Source organism: Candidatus Kuenenia sp. (genome assembly GCF_039794105.1).
In the GTDB taxonomy this organism is placed as follows: Bacteria; Planctomycetota; Brocadiia; order Brocadiales; family Brocadiaceae; genus Kuenenia.
Map to the genome: position 1 here is coordinate 58101 of NZ_JBDIWA010000012.1, position 26367 is coordinate 84467.

Annotated in this window: 26 protein-coding genes; 16 read left to right on the plus strand and 10 right to left on the minus strand. The window is 41.2% G+C overall.

What is annotated here, in order from left to right:
* Nucleotides 1-3 precede the first annotated feature (3 nt).
* Nucleotides 4-633, minus strand: coding sequence for a hypothetical protein (locus ABJL82_RS08100; protein ID WP_347274226.1), 630 nt, complete (start codon nucleotides 631-633; stop codon nucleotides 4-6).
* A 485-nt stretch (nucleotides 634-1118) separates the two neighbouring features.
* Here ABJL82_RS08100 and ABJL82_RS08105 point away from each other — a divergent pair, with 485 nt between their 5' ends.
* The 6 genes from ABJL82_RS08105 (at nucleotide 1119) to ABJL82_RS08130 (ending at nucleotide 4645) form a co-directional block, all read left to right on the plus strand.
* Nucleotides 1119-2141: an AAA family ATPase gene (locus ABJL82_RS08105; protein WP_347274227.1), complete on the plus strand. Its 1023-nt coding sequence runs from the start codon at nucleotides 1119-1121 to the stop codon at nucleotides 2139-2141.
* Between the two features lies 1 nt (nucleotide 2142).
* Nucleotides 2143-2661, plus strand: a complete 519-nt coding sequence (locus ABJL82_RS08110; RefSeq protein WP_347274228.1) for a hypothetical protein — start codon at nucleotides 2143-2145, stop codon at nucleotides 2659-2661.
* Between the two features lie 169 nt (nucleotides 2662-2830).
* On the plus strand, nucleotides 2831-3037 hold the full coding sequence (locus ABJL82_RS08115) for a type II toxin-antitoxin system HicB family antitoxin (protein WP_347274229.1): 207 nt from the start codon (nucleotides 2831-2833) through the stop codon (nucleotides 3035-3037).
* Complete coding sequence (locus ABJL82_RS08120) at nucleotides 3034-3213, plus strand: type II toxin-antitoxin system HicA family toxin (protein WP_347274230.1); 180 nt, start codon at nucleotides 3034-3036, stop codon at nucleotides 3211-3213. Before ABJL82_RS08115 ends, ABJL82_RS08120 begins: the two co-directional genes overlap by 4 nt.
* Before the next feature lie 56 nt (nucleotides 3214-3269).
* Nucleotides 3270-4448 (plus strand): M20 family metallopeptidase, encoded by a 1179-nt coding sequence (locus ABJL82_RS08125; protein ID WP_347274231.1) that lies wholly within the window; start codon nucleotides 3270-3272, stop codon nucleotides 4446-4448.
* A complete protein-coding gene (locus ABJL82_RS08130) occupies nucleotides 4439-4645 on the plus strand; it encodes a hypothetical protein (RefSeq protein WP_347274232.1) in 207 nt (68 codons plus the stop codon). Before ABJL82_RS08125 ends, ABJL82_RS08130 begins: the two co-directional genes overlap by 10 nt.
* A 49-nt stretch (nucleotides 4646-4694) precedes the next feature.
* Here the strand turns inward: ABJL82_RS08130 and ABJL82_RS08135 are convergent, their stop codons facing one another.
* From ABJL82_RS08135 to ABJL82_RS08165, 7 genes are all read right to left on the minus strand, one after another.
* A complete protein-coding gene (locus ABJL82_RS08135) occupies nucleotides 4695-4841 on the minus strand; it encodes a hypothetical protein (protein WP_347274233.1) in 147 nt (48 codons plus the stop codon).
* A 326-nt stretch (nucleotides 4842-5167) separates the two neighbouring features.
* On the minus strand, nucleotides 5168-6031 hold the full coding sequence (locus tag ABJL82_RS08140) for a metal ABC transporter permease (RefSeq protein WP_347274234.1): 864 nt from the start codon (nucleotides 6029-6031) through the stop codon (nucleotides 5168-5170).
* A 46-nt stretch (nucleotides 6032-6077) separates the two neighbouring features.
* Nucleotides 6078-6749, minus strand: coding sequence for a metal ABC transporter ATP-binding protein (locus tag ABJL82_RS08145; protein ID WP_347274235.1), 672 nt, complete (start codon nucleotides 6747-6749; stop codon nucleotides 6078-6080).
* Nucleotides 6750-6820: 71 nt separating this feature from the next.
* Nucleotides 6821-7459 (minus strand): peptidoglycan recognition family protein, encoded by a 639-nt coding sequence (locus tag ABJL82_RS08150; protein WP_347274236.1) that lies wholly within the window; start codon nucleotides 7457-7459, stop codon nucleotides 6821-6823.
* Between the two features lie 165 nt (nucleotides 7460-7624).
* The gene (locus tag ABJL82_RS08155) at nucleotides 7625-8554 is read right to left on the minus strand and encodes a metal ABC transporter substrate-binding protein (RefSeq protein WP_347274237.1); all 930 of its coding nucleotides are present in this window, start codon (nucleotides 8552-8554) and stop codon (nucleotides 7625-7627) included.
* Between the two features lie 121 nt (nucleotides 8555-8675).
* Nucleotides 8676-10316, minus strand: a complete 1641-nt coding sequence (locus tag ABJL82_RS08160; protein ID WP_347274238.1) for a hypothetical protein — start codon at nucleotides 10314-10316, stop codon at nucleotides 8676-8678.
* 309 nt (nucleotides 10317-10625) lie between these two features.
* Complete coding sequence (locus ABJL82_RS08165) at nucleotides 10626-11024, minus strand: hypothetical protein (RefSeq protein WP_347274239.1); 399 nt, start codon at nucleotides 11022-11024, stop codon at nucleotides 10626-10628.
* A gap of 467 nt (nucleotides 11025-11491) precedes the next feature.
* Between ABJL82_RS08165 and ABJL82_RS08170 the strand changes: the two genes are divergently transcribed.
* From ABJL82_RS08170 to ABJL82_RS08205, 8 genes are all read left to right on the plus strand, one after another.
* Nucleotides 11492-13273 (plus strand): SLC13 family permease, encoded by a 1782-nt coding sequence (locus tag ABJL82_RS08170; protein ID WP_347274240.1) that lies wholly within the window; start codon nucleotides 11492-11494, stop codon nucleotides 13271-13273.
* Between the two features lie 20 nt (nucleotides 13274-13293).
* Complete coding sequence (locus ABJL82_RS08175) at nucleotides 13294-14511, plus strand: aryl-sulfate sulfotransferase (protein ID WP_347274241.1); 1218 nt, start codon at nucleotides 13294-13296, stop codon at nucleotides 14509-14511.
* A gap of 660 nt (nucleotides 14512-15171) precedes the next feature.
* A complete protein-coding gene (locus ABJL82_RS08180) occupies nucleotides 15172-16419 on the plus strand; it encodes a DUF6754 domain-containing protein (RefSeq protein WP_347274242.1) in 1248 nt (415 codons plus the stop codon).
* Between the two features lie 22 nt (nucleotides 16420-16441).
* The gene (locus ABJL82_RS08185; protein ID WP_347274243.1) at nucleotides 16442-17095 is read left to right on the plus strand and encodes a hypothetical protein; all 654 of its coding nucleotides are present in this window, start codon (nucleotides 16442-16444) and stop codon (nucleotides 17093-17095) included.
* Nucleotides 17095-17910, plus strand: coding sequence for a hypothetical protein (locus tag ABJL82_RS08190; protein ID WP_347274244.1), 816 nt, complete (start codon nucleotides 17095-17097; stop codon nucleotides 17908-17910). Before ABJL82_RS08185 ends, ABJL82_RS08190 begins: the two co-directional genes overlap by 1 nt.
* Entirely contained in the window at nucleotides 17903-18652 is a 750-nt protein-coding gene (locus ABJL82_RS08195; RefSeq protein ID WP_347274245.1) for a hypothetical protein, read from the plus strand. Before ABJL82_RS08190 ends, ABJL82_RS08195 begins: the two co-directional genes overlap by 8 nt.
* An 82-nt stretch (nucleotides 18653-18734) precedes the next feature.
* A complete protein-coding gene (locus ABJL82_RS08200) occupies nucleotides 18735-19469 on the plus strand; it encodes a class I SAM-dependent methyltransferase (RefSeq protein WP_347274246.1) in 735 nt (244 codons plus the stop codon).
* A gap of 245 nt (nucleotides 19470-19714) precedes the next feature.
* Complete coding sequence (locus ABJL82_RS08205) at nucleotides 19715-19945, plus strand: Druantia anti-phage system protein DruA (RefSeq protein ID WP_347274247.1); 231 nt, start codon at nucleotides 19715-19717, stop codon at nucleotides 19943-19945.
* Nucleotides 19946-20000: 55 nt separating this feature from the next.
* Here the strand turns inward: ABJL82_RS08205 and ABJL82_RS08210 are convergent, their stop codons facing one another.
* Both ABJL82_RS08210 and ABJL82_RS08215 read right to left on the minus strand, forming a co-directional pair.
* Nucleotides 20001-20300 (minus strand): hypothetical protein, encoded by a 300-nt coding sequence (locus tag ABJL82_RS08210; protein ID WP_347274248.1) that lies wholly within the window; start codon nucleotides 20298-20300, stop codon nucleotides 20001-20003.
* A 727-nt stretch (nucleotides 20301-21027) separates the two neighbouring features.
* Entirely contained in the window at nucleotides 21028-21414 is a 387-nt protein-coding gene (locus tag ABJL82_RS08215) for a hypothetical protein (protein ID WP_347274249.1), read from the minus strand.
* A gap of 296 nt (nucleotides 21415-21710) precedes the next feature.
* Here ABJL82_RS08215 and ABJL82_RS08220 point away from each other — a divergent pair, with 296 nt between their 5' ends.
* Together ABJL82_RS08220 and ABJL82_RS08225 are read left to right on the plus strand one after the other, a co-directional pair.
* A complete protein-coding gene (locus tag ABJL82_RS08220) occupies nucleotides 21711-22955 on the plus strand; it encodes a sulfatase (protein WP_347274250.1) in 1245 nt (414 codons plus the stop codon).
* Nucleotides 22952-26367: tetratricopeptide repeat protein (locus ABJL82_RS08225; protein ID WP_347274251.1), on the plus strand; the 3416-nt coding region annotated here is incomplete at its 3' end. The genes ABJL82_RS08220 and ABJL82_RS08225, both read left to right, overlap by 4 nt.

The window sequence follows — 26367 nt, forward strand, 5'->3', positions numbered from 1 at the left end:
TATTTATTTTCTAATGTTTGCCCTCATGACAACTACATGTTCCTGTCCATACCAATCGAGCTTAATCCTGTCTTTCTCAATATTCTTTACCTTGTAGTCAACAATTGACTCCCCTTCTTCTATGAAAATATAAGCGCTTTTATTTTTTTCACGATCAGGATTGAGTATCAGTGCCTTTTTCACATCGCCAAGTATTAAAATACCAAACAGCTTAATCGGTTTTGGGTGGCCTTTTGGTTTTTGTTCTTCAACTTTCGGCTTGGGTTCTTCTTTTTTAGGCAAGGGATCTTTCTTTGCAGTTGCGGTTTTGATTTTCTTTTCTGAGGGCCTCCAATCACTGCGGTCCTGAGAAAAGGGATTATTCGACAATAGCGTTTCATAATGATCAATCGTTTTTTTATCCTTGTCGAGAAACGTCAGTTGTTTTTTATTGTCGGGAGCCTTTTCAATAAAATCACTCCTTTTTATCGTATCCTCAGGAGGTTTATATACCAAAAGCACACTTATGCCAACCATGCCTAAAAAGCTAACAAGCAATATGAGGTTTATTACCGGTAAATAATTCTTCCAGCGCCTCAGCTTTTCAGTAAGGATTTTGGCAATTATTTGTAGATAGTGCGTATTTATTTTCAAGGTTTTAAATGTGTCATAAGATTTTTTTAAATACTTTAGAAACATCTTTATTCTAACAGCGCATTCAGGCTTTTCAAGGGATTCTCTTTTTCGCCTCTTTTGATAATTCAGTTTCGCTTTGTTTACGGTTAACTTTTGGTTTGAAACGAAGATAGTAACTATTCGTAATTATTCAGGCATACGTGTAAATAAAGAAACCACAGATTTCACAGATTAAAAAAATCGTAAATTCCCGGCGAGTTCAGATTACAAACCTGAACCCACCGGGAGATAAAGGGCTGACTGCAGGAACCGTGGCATTTTTTGCATAATACACAACTTTGAATTTTATTGCACCATACCCTTCCCCAAAAAGAGGGAAAATAATGTTGGCAACGGCTATAAATGGTATTATTATGTCACATGTTGAAATATTGACAGACAATACACCATCATTGCCATTATTACGTCTATATACATTTTAACAACATAAATGAGGGTTTATTATGGGAAAAGTTATCTCTTTTATTAATTACAAAGGCGGCGTGGGCAAAACTACCACCACCTACCATATCGGATGCGCACTTGCAATGTACCACAACAAAAAAGTGTTGCTTATCGATATAGATCCTCAAACCAACCTGACCTTTTTATGTGTTGCGCCTGAAAGATGGGAGTTATTTAAAAAGAATAACGGGACAATCGCAAAGATATTTGAATCATATCTGAAGGATAGTTTTGATATCTGCCAAACTGAACACATTATATGGAAATCTCCAGTGCAATTACCTGCAAAAGACAAAATCGAAAAGGATGTGGTGAGAAATCTTGACCTGATTCCCTCTGATATTGATTTACTGGGAATCGATATTGAATTGGCGTCAAAAACATGGCGGAAGATAGAGTCAGGCTTTTATCAGGAACAACTTCAAATCTTCAGGCGAACAATCAAGGGCTTAAAAGACTTGTTTCATATTGATACCTCACGTGATATACGAGATGCACTTTTTTACATAGAACAGCGCCATGTACTGGAAAATGCCCTTCACAGGATAAAAAACAACTATGATTATATCCTCATTGATTGCCCCCCAAACCTCTATCTGGCAACTCAAAATGCACTTGCCGCAAGCGATTTCTATATCATTGCAACAATACCAGACCACATGTCAACCATAGGGATAAACATGCTCCTCAGGAAAATCGGGGAATTACATACTACACTGAACCGCAAATGTCTTTTGACGAACACGGAATCACATGATATAAAGCATAAAGGGATCGTATTCACCCTGGTACGTACCGCCGGCCAGGGTATTGTAAGTACCCATAAGGACAAAATAAACCAACTGCGTGAAGCTTATGGCTCATTGTGTTTTGAAAACTATGTTTCATGGGGTACCGGCTATACCGAGTCCTCGGCGCTGGCGGTTCCTGTGTTTTTAATGGATGAGGAAAATGCAAGGCGCGTGGCGTCACAATATAAAGGGGTTACAAAGGAATTTCTGGAGAAAGTGAGCGGCGATTAACATGGCAAAAAAGACAAAAAAGACCGGTCTGGCAGATACTTTAACAAAGGTAAAAGAATGTCTGTCCTTACTCCCGGACAAGGATGAATGGCAAAGAATATTACAAATCATCCAGGAGACAATACAAGAACTTGAGGTATTGCGTGAAAGCATTGGTCGTTTTCCCGATAAATCGGAATCTCTCCATGTGTCCAACTCCATCCATTCATTGGTATCATTTTTTGACACACTGAAAGAAAACCCCCTCCTTGCCGAAATGATCTTTCCCAAAAAGGCCAAATCCAGGAAAACCAAAAGCAGTCCCGTGGATGTTAACGCTTTACAACAGCATTTAGAAGGTATCCCCACGGAGAAAATCCTTGAGGAACTAACAAAATATAAAAAGGACATCCTTATTGAGTTATCAGCAAAGATGAATATAACTGCAAATAAGAAGCTTCCAAAAAACGCCCTCGCAGACAGGCTCTTTAAACTTGGGTTTGCAAATAAGAGAGGCTATGAATTGCTGAGCAAAGTTTAAAGCTGCCTGGAAGGTATATGATGGAAGGGAAGCATACGGTTAGCAGGCACGGATTGTTCTTCCAAAGCGGTATGCGCCGGTTCCTTATATTTATTATTACAGAGCTTGCGCTGTTTTGATGGGGCTATTTTTTTAAAATCAGAAAATAAGAAGGGGGGATTAGAAAGATATGTTAAAACGTTTTACTCTTGAATACTGGGAAGATGGGGGTTGGTATGTTGGCAGGCTTAAGGACGTTCCTGGTGTGTTTAGTCAGGGTGAGACGCTGCAAGAGCTAGAGGATAATATCAGAGACGCGTACCAACTCATGAAAGAAGGCAACACGGTTTTACCTTATCCGGGAATTCACAGAAAAGAAATTGAGGTAGAGGTTTGAATCGGCGTGATTTCGTTCGTGAACCGGTGGACGCCGGATGTTATCTAAAACGGCACGGTGGAAAACATGATATTTATATAAATCCTAAGAATGGGAAACAATCACCAGTGCCCCGTCATTCTGAAATAAAAGAAAGCCTCTGCGTATTAATAAAAAAACAACTTGGTCTGGTCTAAAAGGCTATCAGCGATTTGTTTGACTATAATAATTTTTACATAAACGGATATTGATTATGCTAAGCAAGGAAATTATCCGGAGCATTCTTTCGCATGCCAGGGATGCGCAGGGTTATATCGTAAAGATGAGAAGGGATTTTCACAAGTACCCTGAATTGAGTTTTAATGAAATCCGCACTTCTGAAGTCATTGCCGCGGAATTGAGACAATTGGGGTTCAATGTACAAACAGGTATTGGGAAAACAGGCATTATCGCTTCTTTACCAGTTGATAACGCCACACGAACAGTAGCCTTTCGTGCGGATATGGACGCCCTTCCCATTGAAGAAGAAAATGATCTGGACTATAAGTCTTCGCATGAAGGAATATTTCATGCATGCGGACACGACGCCAACATGGCAATGCTATTAGGGGCGGCAAGGATTATAGTATCTTTGAAAGACCTATTAAAACGACATGTAAGGTTTCTTTTTCAACCAGGTGAGGAACAACCGCCAGGAGGGGCAATTTATTTAATTGAACAAGGGGCTTTGCACGGGGTGGATGAAATTTACGGGCTGCATATTGATCCGGCCATCCCCTCTTCAGTTTTTGGATTGCGTTCAGGCGCTACAATGGCATCCACAGACCGTATTATTATAACGATTCATGGTAAAGGAGGACATTCGGCAACCCCGCATTTGTGTGTGGACCCTATTGTTATCGCAGCAGAAATAATATTAGCGATACAGACCATTGTATCAAGAAAATTAAACCCATTATCCCCGTGTGTGATTTCCTTATGTCAGATTTCAGGAGGTACGGCATTTAATGTTATTCCGGGTCGTGTAAAAATTCTTGGCACAGCAAGAACCCTTGATGATAACGTGAGGAATGCACTGCCGTCACTTTTAGAAGATACCATTAAAGGTATTACTTCGTACAATAATGCTTCCTATGAATTTGAATATCTTGGGGGGTATCCTGTTTTGTATAATCATGAGGAACAGGTCGATTTTGTGCGCGGAAGAATTAAAGAATTGTTTGGTGATGATGCGGTAAAAAATATGGATCCGCTACTCGGAGGAGAGGATTTTTCTTACTATTTGGAAAAAATAAACGGCGCCTTTGTTTTTCTTGGTTCGGGGAACAGGGAAAAGGGAGCAAACCAGCCGTTGCACAGTCCTCAATTTCTGATTGATGAAGATATTCTTTACAAAGGCGCTGCCTTGATGGCTTCTATTGCATGCACGTAATAAAAAACGGGTTGGCTAATTTATGGGGAAATGGAACAAAAAGCGTAACTTCTCAACTTATTGAAAAGTTATCAAAAAACACCATTTGTCAGCTATATGCGTTTTACGATAGTGGATTTACTGGAAAAATGAAAGTACCTTCCCTGGGCTTAAGTTGGCTTGGGAAAAAATCGCCGCAGATGACTGTTGTTTTATGATGTTTTTTGTTATTTGTAATTCCTGGTAGGCAGTGTCTTCGTCTGTTGCTCAATCTTTGTTCTGCAGAGACGATTTGTTGTTTGTGTTTTCAAACCGGATTGCCAAATCATTTAACCTTGCGGCGGTTTTTGATAACGTTACACTATCGTTCTTCTTATCATTCTCACCGGCGCTGTTTTCTTTATCACCATCCACTGTTTCAGAATAAGGTTCCTGAAGAATTGACAGTATTGCCGGAATCGGTTGTTATGGGTGAAAGCGCCACAGCCTTTAAACTCCTTTAAAAATATATTTATTATTAATAATGCCTAAGCAAAACAAAGGTTGCTCAACAAAATATTATCAGATGCTTTTCAATACAATATATCGCGTGGAAATACTTCAATCCGGACTTACGAAAGTTTAACAGGCCTGGCAAATGTAGAAATTGATTGAAAAGCGCAACTGGCCAGGTATTCTGTCTAATAGACTGTGGTAATCAAGTAAATATTTGGAAATTTTTTAAGAAATTTAAACGGACGTTATTTTCCCGGAATACATTTTTTTATTATATAGGCGATAAAAAATATTGCGCCTAATAATGCTACATCTATAGGGCCAATGGGCAAATCAAAACAATAGGAAATATAAAAACCGGTAAAGGCGGCAAAAACGCCAATGATTGAGGAAACAATACAAAAGGGGAAAATCCCGCGGGTAATCATCCTTGCGGTTATTGAGGGCAATAGCAAAAACCCAAAAATAACCATTGGGCCTACCGCCATAACACCAAAAGATATAACGATACCGATGATTAAAAAAAGTAAAATGTCCCATACAATAACTTTTTTCCCCATGACAACTGCCATATCGTTATCAAATGAAATTAACATAAAATTACGATGGAATCCGGTGAGAAAAATAAAAATAATTCCATAAATTGCAAACGTTGCCCATAGATATGCATCCGGAATTGCAACAATTTCTCCCTTCAGCAAAGAAATTAACTCTGAATGTCCGTGTGGATTCCATGAAACAAATAAAACAGATACAGCCCCTGCAATGGCATACGTAAATCCAATGCGATTTTCTGTAAAACCTTTCCCTTTCCTTTCTAAAATGGCTAATAGAAAGATGGCAAAGAGGGTAAAAAAAATGGAACCTGTCAGAGCCATAGCCTTTTCAGATTCAACATGAGGGAAAAAATGCCATCCCAAAGTATGCATTAAGAATGCAAAGGTAATCCCTGCATTTGAAACCTGGGGAAGCGCAATGCCCATCAATATCATGCGACGCAATACAAAGAAAATCCCTACCTGTGGACAAACAAAGCCTATCACTAGTCCTACATAGAAAGAATTTCTCAGGAGAAAATTAGGGTTGAGTATTTCAAAAAGGTGTTCCATACATTTTGTGTATAAAAAGTAATTTCTTTAAAAATGTTCCTTCTTCTCATTTTGCATTTTCTACCACCACCGCATTATTTTTGATGTGGATTTTTTTGTTTACCCATGCCGGTATCGTTAAAGATTCATGCGTTATTATCATGACAGTAAGACGATGTTTCTCATGCAACATTGTGATAAGGTCCATAATCATTCTCACCGCATCGACGTCAATTCCTGCGACAGGTTCATCCAGTAGTAATATATTCGGATTTGTTGCCAGTGCGCGGGCAATGAGCACCCTTTGTTTTTGACCGCCGGACAATTCCGAAAACAATTTTCTTTTCGATTCCAGCATTCCCACATCCATTAAACATTGTTTTGCTAGAATACGACTTTTTGCGGGAGTGAATGAAAAGGGTTTTATTTGCCCAAATGTACCCATCAATACTATATCTAATGCCGTAAACGGATAGATTTCGTCCAGGGACTGGCTTTGCGGTACATAACCAAACCTTTGAGGGGGATCACTATTATAAATAATATTACCCTGTAACGGAGGAATAATGCGGAGGATGGTCTTGAAAAGCGTTGTCTTGCCGGAACCATTTTGTCCAAATAAAACAATAGCATCCCCGCTGTTTATGGAAAAATTAATGCCTTCCAGTATCGGCGTCCCGCGATACCCAATGGATACATTTTCCAGATTAATACAACTATTCTCTGCCATATTTACCATTTTATCAATCTTATGTTAGTTAACTAATAATATTTTCCGACTTATAAATAACCGGGCATGTTGCTTCGTTATCACAAAGTCTGCGCAAATACATGGTAAAAAGGAAACTTATCTCCGGGACATTCTGTGGTTTTACAGTCTTTATGCATAAGAATATTTTCCGCAGGGATATTGTATTGCTTTTGCAGATATTGCACCAAAACAACAAGTGACGCCATTTGCGCCCTTGAAGGGTATGATTCGTTAAAATTTCCGACCATACATATCCCTATACCATAACGGTTATATTTATTTATTCCAACGTGCGCCCCGCTTATTTGTTTTACCCATCTGTTCCCAATTTCAATCTCGCCTTTTCCGGAGCCATTTCCATTACCCACCACAAAATGATATCCTAACCCATTTTTCCACTGCCTTGTTTCTCTGTGGTATTTATCAAATTCAGCGGCATTTCCTGACTTTGTGGCGCTATGATGAATGACAATATATTTCCATTCCCGCACCTTGTGGTGTTCGATTTGCCCGCTTATACCGGCAAGACCTGCTTTAAGATGTTCTTCGGCAATAGTTGGTCTGTGTACCGGCAGTATGAGATAAACCAACAAACAGGCAATTGCAGGGAAAAACAGAAAAATATACCGGTAACGTTTACATTGAACACGCATGATGCTGTTATAAAAAAGACGCTTGCCGTTTTTCATAAAAACCATACGCATATCTCTAAGCGGGTATAGCCAGAATTAAACGAACAGTCCTCAGTCGGCAATCCTCAATCCTCAATTTGCCGATTGCCGATTGCCGATTGTAGATTGTAGATTGTAGATTGTAGATTGCCAACTGCATAAGGTACTAACTAACCGAAAAAAGATCTTTTATTATTCCTTTTTCAACGATGATACAATTATATCAACATTATAATCAAAAAGAGAGAGATAGTCCTCTGTTTCTTTTTGCCCACCCGGCATAATTGGCAGTGCGATAATGGTTGCTCCTGTTTTATCCGCTACAAATTCAGACGTTCTTCGTTCCCGGAATGGCTCAACAATAATAAGTTTCACGCCCTCTCTTTTCATCAGGGGAATAAGTTCATTAATATGCGTGGGAGAAGGAGGAATACCTGGTTTAGGTTCAAGTGTTCCCACCACATCAAGATTGAAACGTTTTGCAAAGTAAGAATATGTTTTATGATAGGTGATTACTTTTGTCCCCTTAAAAGGCGCTAATTTTTTTTCCCATTCGGCCAGTTTTATTCTCAGTTTTTCAATAAACGCATTATAATTGCCTTCGTAATACGAACAATTTGCCGGGTCAATATCGCATAATCGTTCACTTATTTGTCTTGCAACCGTCATCCCGTTTAAAGGGTCCAGGGTAAAATGAGGATTCCCCATAGGATGAACATCCCCCATCGAACGGTCGGACATCGAAGGATCCGGTATTTCCAGAGGATTGATTCCTTTTGAGGCAAGGACATATCCCGATCGTCCTGGAAGTATATTTTTATTTCTTGCCCCTATTATGAGATTCCGCAACCAGCCGATCTCTAATTCCATACCCGATTCAATAAATAAATCCGCTTTGTTCAGCTTCACGACAAAGCTTGGCTTCGCATCAACAAAATGTGGATCTTCCGTGGGTTTGGCAATGCTTGTTGTTGTAACATAGTCCCCGCCGATTTCTTTCGCCAAAGAGTCCAGCTCAGCAGTTGACGTTACAATGGTTAATTTCCCTGCATGAGAGAGTGTTTGCTGTGATGCTAAAAGTAAAAAACAAAACCATAGAGAAAGTAGTATTTTTGCTTTCATAAATTTACCTCTTTTTATCGTTGATTTTCCAATAAAATGTTAAAAAAACATCTTTAATGTTGGATTCAGGCTGCAAACCAGAACCCGCCTGTGGGAAGATAAGTTTTTCTTATTTAGTAATTTAGAATTTATGCGCTCCATGCGACCCTAACAAAAATTCAAATTGAAGAAATACGGAATGCTCCGTGCGGTCATCGCCCAGTATATTATCATAGTTATACTGCAAACGGAGTTTTGAGAATTCTGTTAAATAAAAAGTAATATTGGGTGAAAGCCGGTATCGTTCAAAACCCAAAACATTGCCGTGAAGATGTCCGCCTTCTTCATCGGCAGTATCTTCATCGGAGTCCTCTGCCAGCGCGCCTCTTAATCCGTCAACGTAATCCGCCCTTAGTCCTGCCACCCACCGTTTTTTGAATCCCCAGAGAACATGCGAATACGCGCCCCAGTTGTGAAATACTTCGTTTGATAGTCCATGATCTTCATCTGCTCCCGCTTCGAAACGTCTTCCCATGACCTCCGTTTGCCAGCTCACAAAAGGGAATCCCCCTTCGGCATATTTAGACTTCCACTTCCAGAATAAATCAATCCCGTAAACAATCGTATCCTGATCTCTGCCTGTAGCATTTGGGCCGAAGGATGCGGAAGATCCAAGCATAAGTATTTGTTCATCGGTCAGCTCAAAAGCAGTTATTACCCGAGGGGTATAAAGCATGTCTCTTAGATTATGGACGTCCGTTTCAACAGATTCCCGGCCAAACATATCTTCCTCGCTCCGGAAGCTATACGCAGTTTCGCCCTGACTGTTTTGAACGGCAATAAAGAATTCCGTGTAGTTTTCCACAGGCGCAAGCCACGCAAGCCGCGCTCCGGGATTTCTTTGTCCGTCAGGACCTAAAAATCGATTGTTGACTAACGGTTGATCTACAAAAACCCATGAATGGGGATGTGTTTCGTTGTGTCTGCCAAACTCAGTAAAAAATGTTCCGGCTTTTACCTGTAAATTAAGCGGCAGCGACATTGACGTTAAAAAGGCCTCCTCTACTTCCAGAAATGATTCTCCCTCGTTATCAATTTGAAAGATGATATTTGCCTGCCCTCTGAAATAAGGGTCTACTGCACCTTCAAATGTAGTTTCTAATTGTTGCAAGGTAAATCCACGCTGATTAGGGTCGTGCGCGCCTCCAAAAAGAGATTGTACCTCCTCGTCGGTTGAGGCGCCTGCGGAAAATAGTCCGTTAAAAGCAATGTCCATATAATTTCTTCCGGCGCTCCATAAAGTAATCGGTTGTGCCGGCGTCCATTTTTCCGTCGCCGGATCAGGACTAATTTGCGCGGTAGTCATATAATCCTGTTCTTCTTTCTCAATGACGTCATATTTTAATTCCATGTCTTTAAGCTGTTTTTCTGTATCCTGAACTTGTTTTACAACGTCTTCAAATTCTTCTTTCTTTACGTAAACGCCTTCAAGGCCGGCAGGCTTTGCGTCAACTTCCGTAGGCAGCGGTTTTTTTTCAGTTAATTGCGCCTTTTCTTTTTCTAAAGTAGCGATTTTTTCCTGCATTTTATCTAAACGACGGTTGTAATCCCGTTTCATTTCTTCAATAAGCATCTTCATATCCTGAAGTTGATTCATCATCGCATTGAAATCATCTTTTTTCATATGAACACCATCTTCGGCAGGATGTAATTTTTCAGCTATGTGTTCCGAAGACATTTGATTTCCGGATTTTGAAAAATCTTCAGAAAATACTATGGACATACGATTTCCTGCGAAAAATACACAGAAAAAAATTAAAAATGGCATGTATTTCATAACAATCCTCTCCTGTATTCTGGGTTTATTGCTCAATGGCGCATCATTTGATTACGTTTTTTTGAGCGTATGGAAAAATATTCAGACAGGCGGTTTGCGAAAAATATGCCTCGTTATGGAGCGGCGCTGCTGCATATACATTACATAGTGTTTGGATGGAGATAAACCATCAGAAACAGCGGCGGCAGTAAACGACGCCTTTTGGGAGAAATCAGAGGTGTATTTTTACAGGTTTATGCCCGCAAATGCCTGTCTTTATGATAAAAGAAATACAAGGTTATTGGGTGGAGGACGTATTGTGAGTTTATGAATAGTGGTTAAAGAGATAACAGCATATGTCGGGGCGGAAATGGTGGAGGTGATGCCGGCAAATGTTTCGAACGTAAGAAATTGACACGTCAGGGAGGAGGTTTTTAGCCATTGGCATATTTGGCATGTTTCAGGGTTGTGCTGCCTGGCATCTTCATGATGTTTAATTTGTGCGCCTGTTGTTTCTTCTACAACATGAGGTTGTGTGTGCTCACACTCGCTTGCCCCAAAGCTGCCGTTATGAAAGCCGCCTACGGTAAGCGTCAGTAAAAGATAAGGAATAAGGAATGTCAGAACTGCGATATTGGTAAATTTTTTGTTTTGTGGACTATATCGAAGAAACATGGCATGAATTCAATATGAAAAAAGATTTTTATTAAACACGATAGTTATGCTAGATACTTTTCTACATCAAGTCAAGCTTAAAATATGGTGCTGTTACATTATAAAATGATTGTGGCAGCAAGTGGAAATTCATAGTTCCTCCCAATAAAAACTTCTTTTCTTCGCGGGTTCAGGTTACAAACCTGAACCCGCCTGGAGTTCATAAAATATGAACTGTAGAGCGAAGTGCCACTTCGCTAATCCCAAAATAGAGCAAGCGAAGAGACTCTTCGTTCTACAACTGCAACCTTTAAGAAATCACATTTTGCGAACCCGTAAGGTATATTTTGACATATTTTAATAGAGAGGCATGTTTTTAATTGATTATATGGGGCTTGCAATCCAAAATTGTATGTGATAGAGTCACTATTTTTATCGTGCCCCTCTCTTATTTTGCAAAAAGGACTTTTGTGCATAAAGGCAAATAAATGACACTCGATTTTAAAATGTGGTATACATTATCTTTGCTTATCATCATGAGCATTCTGCTTATCCTTGATATCATAGAGCTGGAAGTATTATTTTTCTCTATATTGCTGCTTTTGCTTATGGGGAAAATAATCACATTAGAGGAGGCGTTCGCGGGATTTTCAAACGTCGGCATGCTCACCATTGCCCTTTTGTTTGTCATTGCAGGCGCATTAAGCAATACCGGCATGTTAAAGCAAATTAGCCCAATTATATTGGGAAAAGAAAATACCCGTATTAGTCATACATTACTAAAACTTTTATTCCCCGTATCAATCATCTCTGCCTTTATAAACAATACCCCTGTTGTGGCGATGTTTATCCCAACGATACGTTCGTGGACGGAAAAACATCATTACGCTCCCTCTAAATACCTGATTCCGCTTTCTTATGGCGCGATATTGGGCGGGATGTGTACGCTTATCGGTACAAGCACAAATCTGATAATTCATGGGTTAATGATTGATTATGGCATGGAAGGATTGGGATTTTTTGAGATTTCAAAGATAGGCATACCTGTCGCCATTTTAGGTATTTTATTTACGAGTTTTTTAGGCCATCGCTTGCTTCCTAACAGAAAAGAGCCATTGATTGAATTAGGTGAACACACCAGGGAATTTGTCATAGAGCTGAAAGTTACACAGGAATATGAAAACATAGGTAAGACCATAGAAAGCGCCGGACTGAGAAAGTTGAAGGGTCTCTTCCTTTTTCAAATTGAGAGAAATGGACGGAGAATCGCTCCTGCAAAACCGGATGAAAAAATACTATTAGACGACAGATTGTTTTTCACCGGGGTTCCAAAGACTATTTTGGAATTGCAGAAGATTCCCGGATTGCAGTTGACGAAAGATTCACACTTTAATCTCAAACAATATGATTCGGCAGAAATAAGGACCTTTGAGTGCGTTGTTTCCCCCGGTTCTCCATTGGTAGGGAAAACGGTTCGTGATAGCGATTTTCGTTCTAAGTATGAGGCGGTTATTATTGCAATACACCGGCATGGGGAACGTATTGCGAAAAAAATTGGCGACATTAGTTTGCGTCCTGGCGATACCCTGTTGCTGCTGGCAGGAAAGAATTTTTATAAAAAGTGGTACCATTCAAAGGATTTTTACCTTATTGCAGTTACAGAGGCATTGCCTTCTAAACCTCAGTGGAGGGGATATGTTTCTGTAGGCGTATTTTTTATGATGATTATTTTAACGGTGGCAAATATTCTTCCACTGTTGTCTGCCGCAGGTTTAGGGGTTATTATTCTGGTTTTAACCAGAACGGCAAATGCCGGCGAAGTCAGAAGGACGATTGATTGGCGGGTGCTTATAATCATTGCAATGTCCCTGGGAATTGCAAATGCCGTAAAACAATCCGGCCTTGCGGATGTTTTGGCGCATATAATCGTCAGGATTGGAGATCATTTTGGCTTGCTGGGAATATTGGCAAGCATTTATTTTTTCACAAGCATTTATACGTTAGTCATTACGAATAATGCGGCTGCTGCGATGCTGTTTCCGATAGCTGTTTCCGCCGCTTCCGCTATCAATGCCGACCAGCGCGGATTTGCCATCGCCATCGTGATTGCTGCCTCTGCCAGCTTTGCAACTCCCATTAGTTATCAGACAAATTTGATGGTATATGGGCCTGGTGGCTACAGATTCAGGGATTATCTGATGATAGGGGCGCCTTTGCAGCTTGGGATTGGGGCAATAGCGATAGCCTTGATCTACTGTTTTTATTTTTAAGCGGCGGGAGATTTTTCACAATGAAAATGAATTGTGCTATTAACAAAATAATACCGCTAATGAATGCGAGGCTTTTTTGTTGCGCCATTGCCGTAGTAGTGTTGCTAGGCGGAATATCATTAAAAGAATCGGATGCCGGCGGAAAAATCATTGACCAGCAAACCTACCGCCGTATTACAAAACAAGGAACGACTGCCTTGGACGAAAACAAGGCCTTGCCAGGATATGCCCTTTACTCCCCTGTTTCGAGCCCGGGGACGGTATATCTTGTCGATATTAAGGGAGAAGTGGTTCATCAATGGAATCTGCCCTATCCGCCCGGATTATATGGATATCTTTTGCCCAATGGCAATCTTTTTTACATGGGTAAGGTTCATGATGAGACGTGGGATATCTGGCCGGACTGGTATGCAATTAAAGGTGGAATCCTTATGGAGGTAGACTGGTATGGGAATGTTGTATGGGAATATCTGGACCCTTATCAGCATCATGATGCGCGGCGTACATCTACCGGCGGTGCAATATATCTGGCAACCGAACAGATGCCCGAAGATATTGCAGCGGTGGTTAAGGGCGGAGTAGCGGATACCGGCAATGACGGTATGTGGGCGGACGTCATAATAGAAGTTGACGCTGCCGGAAATAGCATCTGGGAATGGCATTCCTATGAACACCTTGATCCCGGAACAGATATGATACAGCCAAATTGTACACGTACCGAATGGGGACACGCTAATGCCGTGGAACCCCTGGATGACGATAGAGTCCTTGTGAGCTTTCGCAATATATCTGTCGTTGGCATCGTAAATAAGAAAAGCGGCGATTTTGAATGGCGAGTGGGAAGTACGGTATTATCACAACAACATGACGCAAGCATGCTGCAAAATGGAAACATTCTTATCTTTGATAATGGAGAGTTTCGTCAGAATGAACATATACCGTATTCCCGCGTCATCGAGATAAAACCGGAAACAAACGAAATCGTTTGGGATTATGAGGATTCGCCGGAATGGAATTTCTTCAGCCCAAGTGTATCAGGTGTGCAACGTTTGTCGAATGGTAATACATTAATTACCGAAGGGTTCTATGGACGTATGTTCCAGGTGACGCCTGACGGGCTTGTTGTATGGGAATATATTAGCCCTCATTTTTTTCAGAACCCTCACGGGTCCTTTGAAAATATTATTTTCAAAGCACTATACTATACGGAAGAGTACATTTCCACTTTATTGCAATAAAAAGACCGGTTGAAAGGTGCATTGCCTGCCTGTTTACTGCCGTTATGACACAACAGGCATGTACGAAACGTTCCGGTTCCCATTTCCCGTGACAGCAGGGACTTTTTCTTGCTGCCTCTGAAATATAACTCCGCCATGATCACAAGGAATCTATGTATAAAATATATAAGTTACCAAATGACTGATTGTTTTTTCCTATTGTATTTTAACTACCATAAATTATAATGAACCGACCATCGCCTGATGGTCACGAAAGTAGCGTGGAATCTTACATTAGTACCTAATCAGTAATTTCTTTGCATTTTTTGGCAAAATATTTAATAGTGGAATCCGATAATTGAGAAATCCGAAGCACGAAATTCGAAATCCGAAGCAAATTCCAATGACAAAATGATTTGAAATTCTAAACAGGTGCACCTTTCGTATCTCGCGTTTCATATTGTTGCCTGCCTGTGCGTGGTCGCACGCAGACAGGGATGTTTTGGATTTGTTTCGAATTTTATGCTTTGTTATTCGAATTTGTTTCGTATTTCGTACTTCGAATTTCGTATTTTTTATTTCCTGCTCGTTTGATTCTGACTATGCCAGCTTCGATTGTAATGCCCGTCAAAGCGGGGAGTTTTCAATTTTTCTTTTATTCATCGTATGTCTTTTCCTGTCTTGAAAGATACCATTAAAAATATTCTCTCCGTTTTTATCGTTATTTGTCTGACAACATTTTTTTCCGCTATACAACTGTATGCGGAGTTGCCTTCATTTCTCATTCCTCCAAAAGAGTTTTCAGCCTTTGACACACCAAACGACGCCGGAGAGACGGTTTCATTCACATGGGATGCCTCTCCCAGCGATTGTGCAGATGTTTTTTATGTGATTTATGCGGATAAAGAAAAAAACGGTTCCTTTGAAAGGGAAGCATTGCGTATTCAATCAAATACCTGTTATCGAAAAGGCGCACCTGAAATTTATGGCTACAAGGAAGACAACGGGAATTATCACTATGTGCAGATAAATCCGCTAAAGGTTTTTAACGGAGAAACCTTGGAGAAAAGACAGCGTTTTTATTTTAAACTTGCTGTAATTTCCAGTGAGGAAAAGGTTTTTTCAGAAAACATTGCTTTCGCCACGCCGCGCGGAAACTGGCTGGACATGAAAAAGATCAATAATTTTGCCATTATGATTGTTTTTTCCGGCATTGTCCTCTATTTCATCCTGCATGCCAGGCGAAATCCCGACATGTTTTTGCGGAAGATCGGAGGACTTGATGCGGTTGATGAAGCCCTGGGACGCGCCACAGAAATGGGGAAACCGGTGCTTTTTGTGCATGGTTTGACGCCAATGGGAACAATATCAACGATTGCGTCCACCAACATACTGGGCAGGATTGCCCGCAAAATTGCTGACTACGATGCTACTCTCAAAGTGGTAAACAGTGACCCTATCGTCATGTCAGTTAGTCAGGAAGTGGTAAAGGAATCTTATCTTGAAGCAGGAAGGCCTGATGCTTACAATCAGGATAACGTATTCCTTGTTGCCGCTGAACAATTTCCTTATGTAGCCGCAGTGAGCGGCATCATGACGCGCGAAAAGCCTGCAGCCAATTTTTTTATGGGATACTTCTACGCTGAGGCTTTGCTTTTAGCCGAAACAGGCGCATCCACAGGGGCAATACAAATTGCCGGCACTGACGCATATACACAGTTGCCGTTTTTTATCACTACGTGCGACTATACATTGATAGGAGAAGAACTTTACGCGGCAAGCGCTTATTTATCAAGGGAGCCAATGCTTATGGGCACTCTCAGAGCGCAGGATGCGGGGAAGGGCCTGCTCATTATTATATTACTCATAGGTACGGCGCTTGCCAGTTTCGGGCTTACGTTTGTTACGCATTTGTTTGAGGCTTTTTGATCCTTTTAGCAGGCAATTACTTATGAATCTTTTAAAGCGAACAATTCCACTTATCATTGCCTTTGTTATGGGCGTACTTATGGCAATACAATATTACGTCCCCCATAAACTTTCACAAAATCTGCTTGAAGTTGTATCACGATGGGACAGGATTATCGCAGGATTCGCCGTATTCATTGGCGCATACAGCTTATTCCATCTCCATTGGACAAGGATCAGGAGAAAAGTAGAAGGGTGGGGGTACAGTATCTTTGTCTTTTTTGGGGCAGCAATTACAATTATATTCGGACTCCTGAATGGAGGGGAATTTTTCTGGCATAATAAACAGGAAGGGACGATGCTGGATTGGATATACTATTATGTACAGGTGCCAGCCGGGGCAACAATCTTTTCCATTCTGGCATTTTTTATTGCTTCTGCTGCATACAGAACCTTTCGTGCGCGTACAAGAGAGTCTGCTGTGCTGCTCATTGCAGCAATTGTTGTTATGATGGGGAGGGTTCCGATCGGAAACTACATCTCTCATTACATACCGGCAATCGCTGATTGGATCATGGCAGTACCAAACCTTGCCGCAAAAAGGGGTATTCTGCTGGGGGTAAGCTTTGGGGCTATTGCTACTTCAATAAAGATAATTTTTGGCATCGAACGGTCTTATCTTGGCGGAGGGGATTAGTGGAAAGATTATTGCATATCGACCGCCGTATCATTTTTGCAATTATTACGGTTGCAGTCATTGTCTCTCTTATTTTACGATTTGAACTGCCAATACCCGCCTCAATACCGGTTCAGGGAGTATACAACAAGGTGGAATCCCTTCCGGAAGGGTCACATGTTCTTATATCATTTGATTATGACCCTTCTTCAAAGGAAGAGCTGCAACCAATGGCAATTGCCTTTCTCCATCATTGTTTTCAAAGGAATTTAAAGGTTATAGGGATGACACATTATCCTGGGTCTCCAGGTCTGGCAGAGCGGGCAATTGTATCCGTAGCGGAGCAGTATCGGAAAGTAAACGGCGAAGATTATGTATTTCTCGGCTTTAAACCCGGGTCTGCATCACTCATTATAAATATGGGAGAGAATTTATACTCCGCCTTTCCAAAGGACTATTATGGGAATGATACTTCTACTTTGCCGATATTGCAGGAAGTTGACTCGTTGAGGGATATTGAATTATTGTTTGACCTTGCTGCAGGCACAACAATAGAACTTTGGATTGTTTACGGAAAGGAAAAATATAAATTTGAACTCGGCGCCGGTTGCACTGCCGTAATGGGACCGGATATGTATCCTTTTCTCCAGTCAAAGCAGTTGGTAGGATTGCTCGGAGGGTTAAAAGGCGCTGCAGAATATGAAGCGTTGGTAGGAAAAGAGGCAAATGCGGTGAGCGGAATGAGGCCGCAAAGTGTTGTGCACGTAATAATCATTTTATTTGTCATATTTGGAAATGTTATTTATTTTGCCTCCGGAAAGGCGCGGCATGCGTAAAGATTCTAATTACTATATCCTTGTAGGCTCTATTATCCTGTTTGTCATTGTTAATATTGTATTAATGTCATCGGGGAGGTTGCCTTTATCTTCAGATGGATTTGGCATTATATTGGGGGCGGGGATAACCCTGGCAATATACAGTTTTCTTTACAAGGACAATCCTGCGTTTAAGATTACCGAAAATCTTTATGTTGGCGTCTCATTAGGTTATACCATAATCATAACTTGGTATAATTTTTTAAAACCCGATTTGTATGATCCGCTCATAGTACCATTATTTTCTGCCGCAGCGGAAAAGGCTCCGCAGTATTCATTAATCATTCCATCTATGCTGGGAGTCTTTATGCTCCTGAGATTTTCAAGGCGATTATCATGGTTAAGCCGTTGGACATTTGCATTTGTGGTTGGACTCGGCGCGGGCGTAAGTATCCCAAGGGTGATTTCCGCCTTCATCCTTGAACAAATAAAACCTTCCCTACACCCGCTATTTTCCGGAGGAGAAACCGTATTCTCCAGCATTAATACATTACTCATCCTGCTTGGGGTTATTTCTGTTCTTATTTATTTTATCTTTTCAGTTGAACATAAGGGTTCGATAGGAACAATCTCAAAAATAGGGATATGGTTTCTTATGATTTCTTTCGGAGCATCTTTTGGATACACTGTTATGGGGAGGTTATCGTTGCTTATCGGAAGGATTCAATTTTTACTAAAAGACTGGCTTGGCGTTTTACAATAAACGGAAAATGGACAAATATCCGGCATTGGCGCTGGACAATGCCCCGCGCTTGTAGTAGCGCATTTTATAACAGGGGAAAACTATGGGGTTCAAATCATTGCTGGGTATCAAGAAACACCAGTGGAAAAGAACTGTTAATAAATATATTGTTAAAACAAAAGCAGCGTTTCCCCAGTATCCCTGGGATGACTTTTACCGGATAACGGAATATTTCCAGGGACGGGGACTTTCTTCACTGCCCGAGCGCGCCTTCTTGTTTCGTCTTTGCCACGATCTCCATGCAAATGCAAAAATTGTTGAGATTGGCAGTTGGATTGGCGAGTCATCCTGTCTCCTGGCGTCAGGGTTAAAAGGTGAGGATGCAAAACTATATGCCATTGACAACTTCAAAGGGCAGGCAAGCGACCCTTCCGCCAGAATGAGGTATCAAGAGAGAATGTCCAGGTTGAAAATAAACAACACAAAGGAAATATTTGACAAAAATATTGCCCATTTTAATCTATCATCGAAGGTCGAAGCTATTGCTGCCGATTCTCAGGAAGCTGCAAAGTCGTTTCGGGAACCACTCCATTCAATAGACCTTTTGTTTATTGACGGCGACCATTCAGAAGATGCGACAAAAAAAGACATTACGACGTGGATGCCGTTTCTGAAACATGGAGGAACAGTTGTTTTTCATGATTTTTCTTCTAACCATGGCGTTCCTCAAGCAATCTGGTGGGCGATACAACAGTCATATTTTTCCGGACTCGTGGGCATCTATGGGACGATGATCGCCTTTAGAGCCAGCGAAAGCATTGGGAAAATGGAAATGTAGGGTAAATCGAAACTCCTTGATTTTGTGCTTTTATCCTTCTAAGACCCACGATGCTGTCAAAGTTTTCCATAAGCACAAAATATACAAAGATATGTTAAAAAACGTGAACATCCCCCCTAAAATATTTTATATTTTAGGGCATGAACCATAATACAAAACCATTCGATAACACCCGCAACGAACTACTCAGTACTATTGCGGTTCGTCCTGTTTAGCAAAACGAGCAGGCAAACAGGAACACACTGATGCGCAAGTATTATTACCTTGGATTTCGTTCTCTCGTAAGAGAATCAATTCGCTACGTAGCAGAATCACAAGGACAATGGCTTGCTTTGATCGGCTGGGCTACCGCAGCATTAAAATGTACCGTTCGGGATAAGTGGATTGGATGGCCTCTATTTTTAAAATCACAACGCCTGAAACTCATAACAAACAACTACCGTTTCCTGATCCTTCCCCATAAGTTTGTGGTATGATATTCTCTGGTCTATCGTAAAGTTTCCTTTAACATCATAAGTGAAAAACGGGGCTTTAAATTATGATTATCAAACATATTGTACGTCCATTGCTGTTAACGATGTTTATACATTCACTTGCTATATATGGTGTTACTCTTTTGTTTCCGCAAAGACTTGCAATTACGGGAGGGGTAGGCGCATACGCAACCATTGGAATTTTGGTTGGTTTTTTAAATTTTTTTATTAAACCAATACTTAAATTCATTACATCCCCTTTAATTTTTATTACTATGGGACTATTTTTGATTCCCATCAACGGGCTTATTATATTTATCACATCAAGGCTTCTGATTGTTTTTGCTCCGTCAGGCATGCGATTATACATCGTCGGGGGTTTTCTTTCGTATTTGTTGATAGCGCTTGTTTTCGGTGTACTTAACTGGATATTGGGTTTCTTTCTTAAGAGCAAATAATTGGAGGGGTCAAATCACAGCGCTGTCAAAGTTTTCCATAAGCATATAATATACAAAGATATGTAAAAAAACGTGAACATTCCCTCTAAAATATTTTATATTTTAGGGCATGAACCAGAATACAACACCAATCGATAACACACACAACGAACTACTCCGTTCAATTACAGTTCGTCCTGTTTCACAAAACGACCATGCAAATTGGGACGGGTGCCTTCCCGATTTTTTGTAAATATAGTCAAAAAAATAAGGTTTTTTGGAAGATGAATAATAAAATTTATTGCAAAGGTGGTACAGGCATTCCTGCCTGTATTCCGCACAGGCAAAATGCCTGTGCCACCCATCTATTGATACCTGGATTGTATATTAAATTTTAGAGAAATAGATACTTTTGGCTATAAACAATTAGTAGAGACACGCCATGGCGTGTCTCTACTCTTCCCTGTCTGTGTACGTTTCCGAAGGTAACCAGACCGTCCCGGTCTGGGAGAATCGCCTGTCTGCGTGTTCGTCAGCCCGCTTTTTACTTCGTAAGGGCAACCTTTACTTTTGGTTTATCTTTCACACCGCTTATGCTAAACTTCATGCTGGCGTAGCCTTTGTTCTTTTTCGCCTTGACAGTAAACGTTACCTGACCACTTGCATCTGTTGTTGCGCTGAGAGGAGAGACGCTAACCTTTTTATTGTTTGCCAAAGCAACCTTTTTTTCACTTTTACGCCCGCTGCAGGGCATCCGTTATCATCTGTTGCCGTAATAACAACATCTTCGCTATCGCCTTTTGCTACTTCCAGTTCATCAGGTGGCACCGATGCGGTAGTTGCAGTAACCTCTGAAACGTTAGGGCAAGCCGAGAGAGATAACCCCACCGCCTGTATAGTTACGGGTGCTGCTAGAGTTACTGCAACAATTTCTGTATCATATCCAGCTAAGCTAACCGTGATGGCATAATCACCCGTTTCGAGGCTGAACGTTACAGCACCATCCGAATCAGTTTTCTCACTCTGTCCATCCACTTGCATTGCCATCTGTATCGTAAACGCGAACCTCAAATGTTGCAGTTACCGGTGTTGTGGCAAATTCCAGAACTCCTGAAGTATCCAAAGAAAAAGAATGGGAAAATCAGGGTGAAATGAGGGGAAAAAGATATATAATGATATGAATTTTGGCGGGATTTAAAAATTTGTACGACTGATACCAAAAAACGAAAATGTCACTTTTTTTAAATGATACAATTAAAACTGCTATACAAATATGTTTTGTTTATACATTATTTGTAATAGTATATTTCGGTTGCGATAAAGCATATGCAATGGAACGTAGACCTAATATTCTGCTTTTTACCATTGACGCCTGCCGGCCTGATCATCTTGGATGTTACGGATATTCTAAAAACCTGACTCCTAATATTGACACCCTTGCAAAAGAAGGGGCGCTGTTTATCAATGCATTTAGCCAGTCGGCATGGACCACGCCCGGGATGATTTCGATATTCACTTCCTTATATCCGTTTACCCATAAGGTGGAAGCCCGGGGAGATTCGCTGGATACAAAAGTCGTGACATTGCCTGAAATTCTAAGGGAAAACGGATACGCCGTGCCCGTGCTGCCAAGGTTTGTTGATATCCCCAATTACAGGAACCTGGGTTTTGATGCAGTGGGAAAAGGGCAATTCGAGGGAAAAGAAGCCGAGGATTTGTTGAAATTATTACATGCCTACAAAGATCAACCGTTTTTTATATGGTATCATTATCACGGACTGCATTTGCCCTATAATCCCCCGGATTCTTCTCGCAAGGAAATTGCGGAAGCTAATGGGATGAAACCTGCGCATGAATCCGAAGGGGTTTCACTGATAAAAACGAAGTCGGTTATCAAGCATGATGCCGTTGTTTTTACCGATGAGGAGAAAGGCCTTGCGGTTGCTTTGTATGATAGCCAGTTACCGCCATTGGACGATTCTATAGGACGACTGACCGCGAAACTGAAGGAATGGGAATTGTACGAAAATACAATAATTATCATCACTTCCGACCATGGGGAAGAGTTGTTTGAACATGGGTTTGTTGGCCATGCATCAACTTCGATAAATGCAAAGCTGTACGATGAAATAATACGAATACCGCTCATCATTTTGTGGTCAAAAAAAATAACACACAAACGCATCGGAGCAAACGTGCAACAGATTGATATTATGCCCACGATTCTCGATATGCTTGGTATTGCAAACACAAATGCATTAGAGGGACGTTCACTGGTGCCGTTAATGGAAAAGGATCAAGGCGGGGAATCACCAATAGTCTATTGTGAAACCATTATGGGCGGATACCAAAGCACTGAAGTATTGCGAAATATCAGATTGCGCTGCATAAGGACAGAGAGATGGAAGTTGATTGCCAAAAATGGCAATAATGTAGATACGTATGAGCTGTATGACCTGGAAAGCGACCCGCAAGAAAAAAATAACGTTGCAGGAAAATACCCTGATATTGAACTTGATTTGAAGGCAAAACTCTCTGCAAAAACCGGAGACAACAAGCTTCCAGGGAAAAGGTGAGAAAGAAAATAATTATTGCAGGCATGAAAAAACATCATATCAGGTACGACGGGAGGAAACTCCAGCCACCACTAACAAAGCATTATTTACGGTCATTAGCAGTGTATTGCAGTTTCTTTCTGGTTATTTTAACCCTTAATGGCGTTGCCTCTGTACAAACCAACTGGGCAGATGATTGTCCTCACTCCGAAAACATTTTTAAAAAAGGGTATAACGAAACTACGGCGCTGTTTGTTGGAATAAATAATTACCTTTTGGCTAACAATAAGCCGCATGATTTAGTCGCTATGCAATGGTTCTTAGGCAACGGCGTTATGGCAAAACAGGCGGACATATTTACCATTGAAGCAGCAAGTTTTGCAGAAATGGAAGATGCAAAACAACATACTATGCGTGTTTCACGCATGGTACCCCTTCCTGTGTGGTTAGAACAGCGGGATCATATCTACGTTATTTGCGCAGGGTACTCCACCAGACAGTATGATTTATTGCCCTATGTGGAGTCGATTAAAAAAAACGGCTACCCAAAGGCGTCTTTGGACATTGTCTCCTTAAAGGACAGAAGGGTTATTATGGAGGCATCTCCTTCGCTTGAAATAAAGAGGAAAGGTGATGAACAATCTTTGGAAATTATAAGAAAACAGCAGGTTGGTACGGGGAGGGTGGATATTTCTGATGTGGAAGATAAATTGCTCGAAAGCGATGAAGCATCTGAGGAATTCTTTCAGACGTACGAAGGAGACTATTATATTGGCAAGGCATGGAAAAGTTACCACACGGGCAATTTTGAGATGGCAATTGAATTTTTCCAATTTGCCGCTTCATTTACTGAAACTGCCAACGAAGCACACCTTGGCACTGCATATTGTTATATCGAACAGGGCAGGAAAGACGAGGCTCTTTCTATTTTTGATAAATTAGTGGCAGAAAGATTTAAGTTAAAAGAGATTGCAGGCGTTCTGGCGAAAATAGAATATTTTGACAAAGCCATTGAAGTGTGCAATAAGGTGCTGTACACCGACCCGTTTAATGCCGATTTCCTGATGTTGAAACTAAATATTCTTCTGCAAAGAAAGAATTATGACGAGGTGAGGGCTATTCTGGCTGGAGTGCCGGATGACAAAAATACCCTCGAATTATTATTGCTCGGTGCAGATATAGAGGCGTGGTCGAAAAACTATGAGAAGGCAATAGAAAAATATCAGCAATTAACAGCACAGTTTCCGGAAGAAGGCAAGGTCTGGCTGGGATACCTGAAGACGGTAACCTGGTCGAAAAACCGGTTATTATTGTCGGACATTTTACCGCAAGGGCTCGAAAAGATTGAAATGACGGATGATAACCGCCCTTTTTTTGTGGACGCCTTTCTTGCATTGGGGGATATTGAAAAGGCGCTGGCGGTGTGGGATGAAATGGATGCGAATGCAAAGGGCTGGAGCAAGTCTTTGTCAGCAATAGTTGATAAATATATGTCCATGGGAAAGTTGAAGGAAGCAACACATTTACTGGAAAAAGGATTGGCGACCAGGAAGAAAGATATTCACCTGACGGAACAGTTGGCGTTAAACTATTTGTACTCAGAAATGCCGGAAAAGGGGTTTGAAGTAATCGGACAGTTTCAAACCGTTCCGGAGGCGCAACTGAATATTGAACTCACAAGGGCGGAAATCTTCGCCCTATTAAAAAATTATGAAACGTCATTGTCCATCCTGCAAACAGTTGACGTATCAAAAGAAGAAGGAAATAGGGCCGAAACGGTGGAATTAGAGAGTTATTACGGGTTAGAAAAAGATGAACAGCTTTTGGAAAAAGCGGCGCTATATTTAGAAAAATTGCCGGAAGAGGACATAATTGACAGGGCAAAAATGCTGACCCTTTCTATTCTCTCCCGGATAAGGATCGGGCAGTACAAAGAGGCGGAAAAAGAGATTGCACTATTATCCACCATGCTGCCGGAAGATTACGGCGCGGCGATTCTCAGGGTCTTGCTCAAAAATGCAAGTAAACAGTTAACTGATCGCGATGAATCGATACTGGCGCTGGGCAAGCAACTATCAGAGTATTCAAAAGACGCCGCTATGGTACGGCCACAGCTCCTCGGTGACGAAACGCTGTATGACCAGACAAAGATTTTGTCAATGCATATTCTTGAAACATGGAGAATCGCCGGCGAATTGTCAGACTACAAAAACAATGACGTCCTGCATCAATTGGCAAGGGCGGAATATAAAGCGGGCAATTACCAGCAATCTTTCGACATTTATACAGGACTCTATGAAGAGGAGAACAATGAGCGGTACAAAATGGGGATGGTGGAATGTATGCTGGACTATGGCGATATAAAAAGGGCAACAGAATTATTTGATGAAATTCAAATGCTGCGTTTGCCGCCGAAAGACGTCCCGCGTTATTTCGAGAGCATGATTCGATTGCAAAAGGATGAAGGGTTTTTTAATACAAAGCTGTCGCAAATCCCAGAAGATAGCGCCGCTACGGTCGCAATGAAAACACTGGTTATTATTGAGCGCTTAATGAACGGCGATGAAGTTTTTGCTGATAATGAAATAACGCGCTATCTTACAGAACGTCAGGAGGATGTTTCCATCTTTCGCATGATTTTGTCAAGAATGGGATATTTTGAAAAAGGGTTAAAGGGGAAGTGCTATGCATTTGTAGTGAATCAGTACCTTAGAGCAATAGAACAGTATCCGGAGGATATGGGCGTTCGCTATGAATATGCAAAACATCTTGCTTCGCATCGTGAATACGCACCGGCAATAGAACAGCATTTGGCGCTGCATGAGCTTGACCCAAACGATTACCGGACGGTGAAATGGCTGGCTAGATTGTATAGCTGGACGAAGCAGTTTGGAGAAGGATTGCAGTGGTACGAAAAATATGAAGAAATACGTCCGGGAGACCTTGTGGTGCGTCATGAGATTGCGAGGGTTTACGGCTGGGCGCTGATGCTTGAAGAGGCAAACGATGCATATGAAAAACTCTGCGAAGATTTTCCCGATAATCAGGAACTATATTGGGAATGGCAGGCAAAGAAAAATAACTGGTTAAGGCGAAAGCGGACGGCGGTTTCCTATTATGAAAAATTAGCGGAGCGTCACCCGGAAGATGCGGAGCTGGTGTTTGATCTGGGGCAGTTATATTCACAGCTCAATTTTAGCAGGGACTCGGAAGATACGTACAGGAAACTGCTTGTTTATGAACCGGGACATAACCGGGCGCTATTTGCAGCGGATTCAGAGAAATGGCGCAGAAAACAATCCGCGGGATTAAAAATTACATACATCCATCAGGAAGGAACAGGCGATGATTTCGGGAATTTTGAAATAACACGGTTCAGAACAGATGCGAATTACAAACCGGCGCGGATACTGGAGGCAACGGACGTTTCGTT

What these genes read in the sequence shown, in the direction of transcription:
- ABJL82_RS08110 (WP_347274228.1), top strand. Translation starts at nt 2,143, where the DNA reads ATGGCAAAAAAGACAAAAAAGACCGGTCTGGCAGATACTTTAACAAAG.
- ABJL82_RS08140 (WP_347274234.1), bottom strand. Translation starts at nt 6,031, where the DNA reads ATGGAACACCTTTTTGAAATACTCAACCCTAATTTTCTCCTGAGAAAT.
- ABJL82_RS08125 (WP_347274231.1), top strand. Translation starts at nt 3,270, where the DNA reads ATGCTAAGCAAGGAAATTATCCGGAGCATTCTTTCGCATGCCAGGGAT.
- ABJL82_RS08195 (WP_347274245.1), top strand. Translation starts at nt 17,903, where the DNA reads ATGCGTAAAGATTCTAATTACTATATCCTTGTAGGCTCTATTATCCTG.
- ABJL82_RS08105 (WP_347274227.1), top strand. Translation starts at nt 1,119, where the DNA reads ATGGGAAAAGTTATCTCTTTTATTAATTACAAAGGCGGCGTGGGCAAA.
- ABJL82_RS08170 (WP_347274240.1), top strand. Translation starts at nt 11,492, where the DNA reads ATGACACTCGATTTTAAAATGTGGTATACATTATCTTTGCTTATCATC.
- ABJL82_RS08145 (WP_347274235.1), bottom strand. Translation starts at nt 6,749, where the DNA reads ATGGTAAATATGGCAGAGAATAGTTGTATTAATCTGGAAAATGTATCC.
- ABJL82_RS08160 (WP_347274238.1), bottom strand. Translation starts at nt 10,316, where the DNA reads ATGTCCATAGTATTTTCTGAAGATTTTTCAAAATCCGGAAATCAAATG.
- ABJL82_RS08150 (WP_347274236.1), bottom strand. Translation starts at nt 7,459, where the DNA reads ATGGTTTTTATGAAAAACGGCAAGCGTCTTTTTTATAACAGCATCATG.
- ABJL82_RS08115 (WP_347274229.1), top strand. Translation starts at nt 2,831, where the DNA reads ATGTTAAAACGTTTTACTCTTGAATACTGGGAAGATGGGGGTTGGTAT.
- ABJL82_RS08165 (WP_347274239.1), bottom strand. Translation starts at nt 11,024, where the DNA reads ATGTTTCTTCGATATAGTCCACAAAACAAAAAATTTACCAATATCGCA.
- ABJL82_RS08200 (WP_347274246.1), top strand. Translation starts at nt 18,735, where the DNA reads ATGGGGTTCAAATCATTGCTGGGTATCAAGAAACACCAGTGGAAAAGA.
- ABJL82_RS08205 (WP_347274247.1), top strand. Translation starts at nt 19,715, where the DNA reads ATGCGCAAGTATTATTACCTTGGATTTCGTTCTCTCGTAAGAGAATCA.
- ABJL82_RS08220 (WP_347274250.1), top strand. Translation starts at nt 21,711, where the DNA reads ATGGAACGTAGACCTAATATTCTGCTTTTTACCATTGACGCCTGCCGG.
- ABJL82_RS08130 (WP_347274232.1), top strand. Translation starts at nt 4,439, where the DNA reads ATGCACGTAATAAAAAACGGGTTGGCTAATTTATGGGGAAATGGAACA.
- ABJL82_RS08210 (WP_347274248.1), bottom strand. Translation starts at nt 20,300, where the DNA reads ATGCCTGACGGAGCAAAAACAATCAGAAGCCTTGATGTGATAAATATA.
- ABJL82_RS08175 (WP_347274241.1), top strand. Translation starts at nt 13,294, where the DNA reads ATGAAAATGAATTGTGCTATTAACAAAATAATACCGCTAATGAATGCG.
- ABJL82_RS08185 (WP_347274243.1), top strand. Translation starts at nt 16,442, where the DNA reads ATGAATCTTTTAAAGCGAACAATTCCACTTATCATTGCCTTTGTTATG.
- ABJL82_RS08155 (WP_347274237.1), bottom strand. Translation starts at nt 8,554, where the DNA reads ATGAAAGCAAAAATACTACTTTCTCTATGGTTTTGTTTTTTACTTTTA.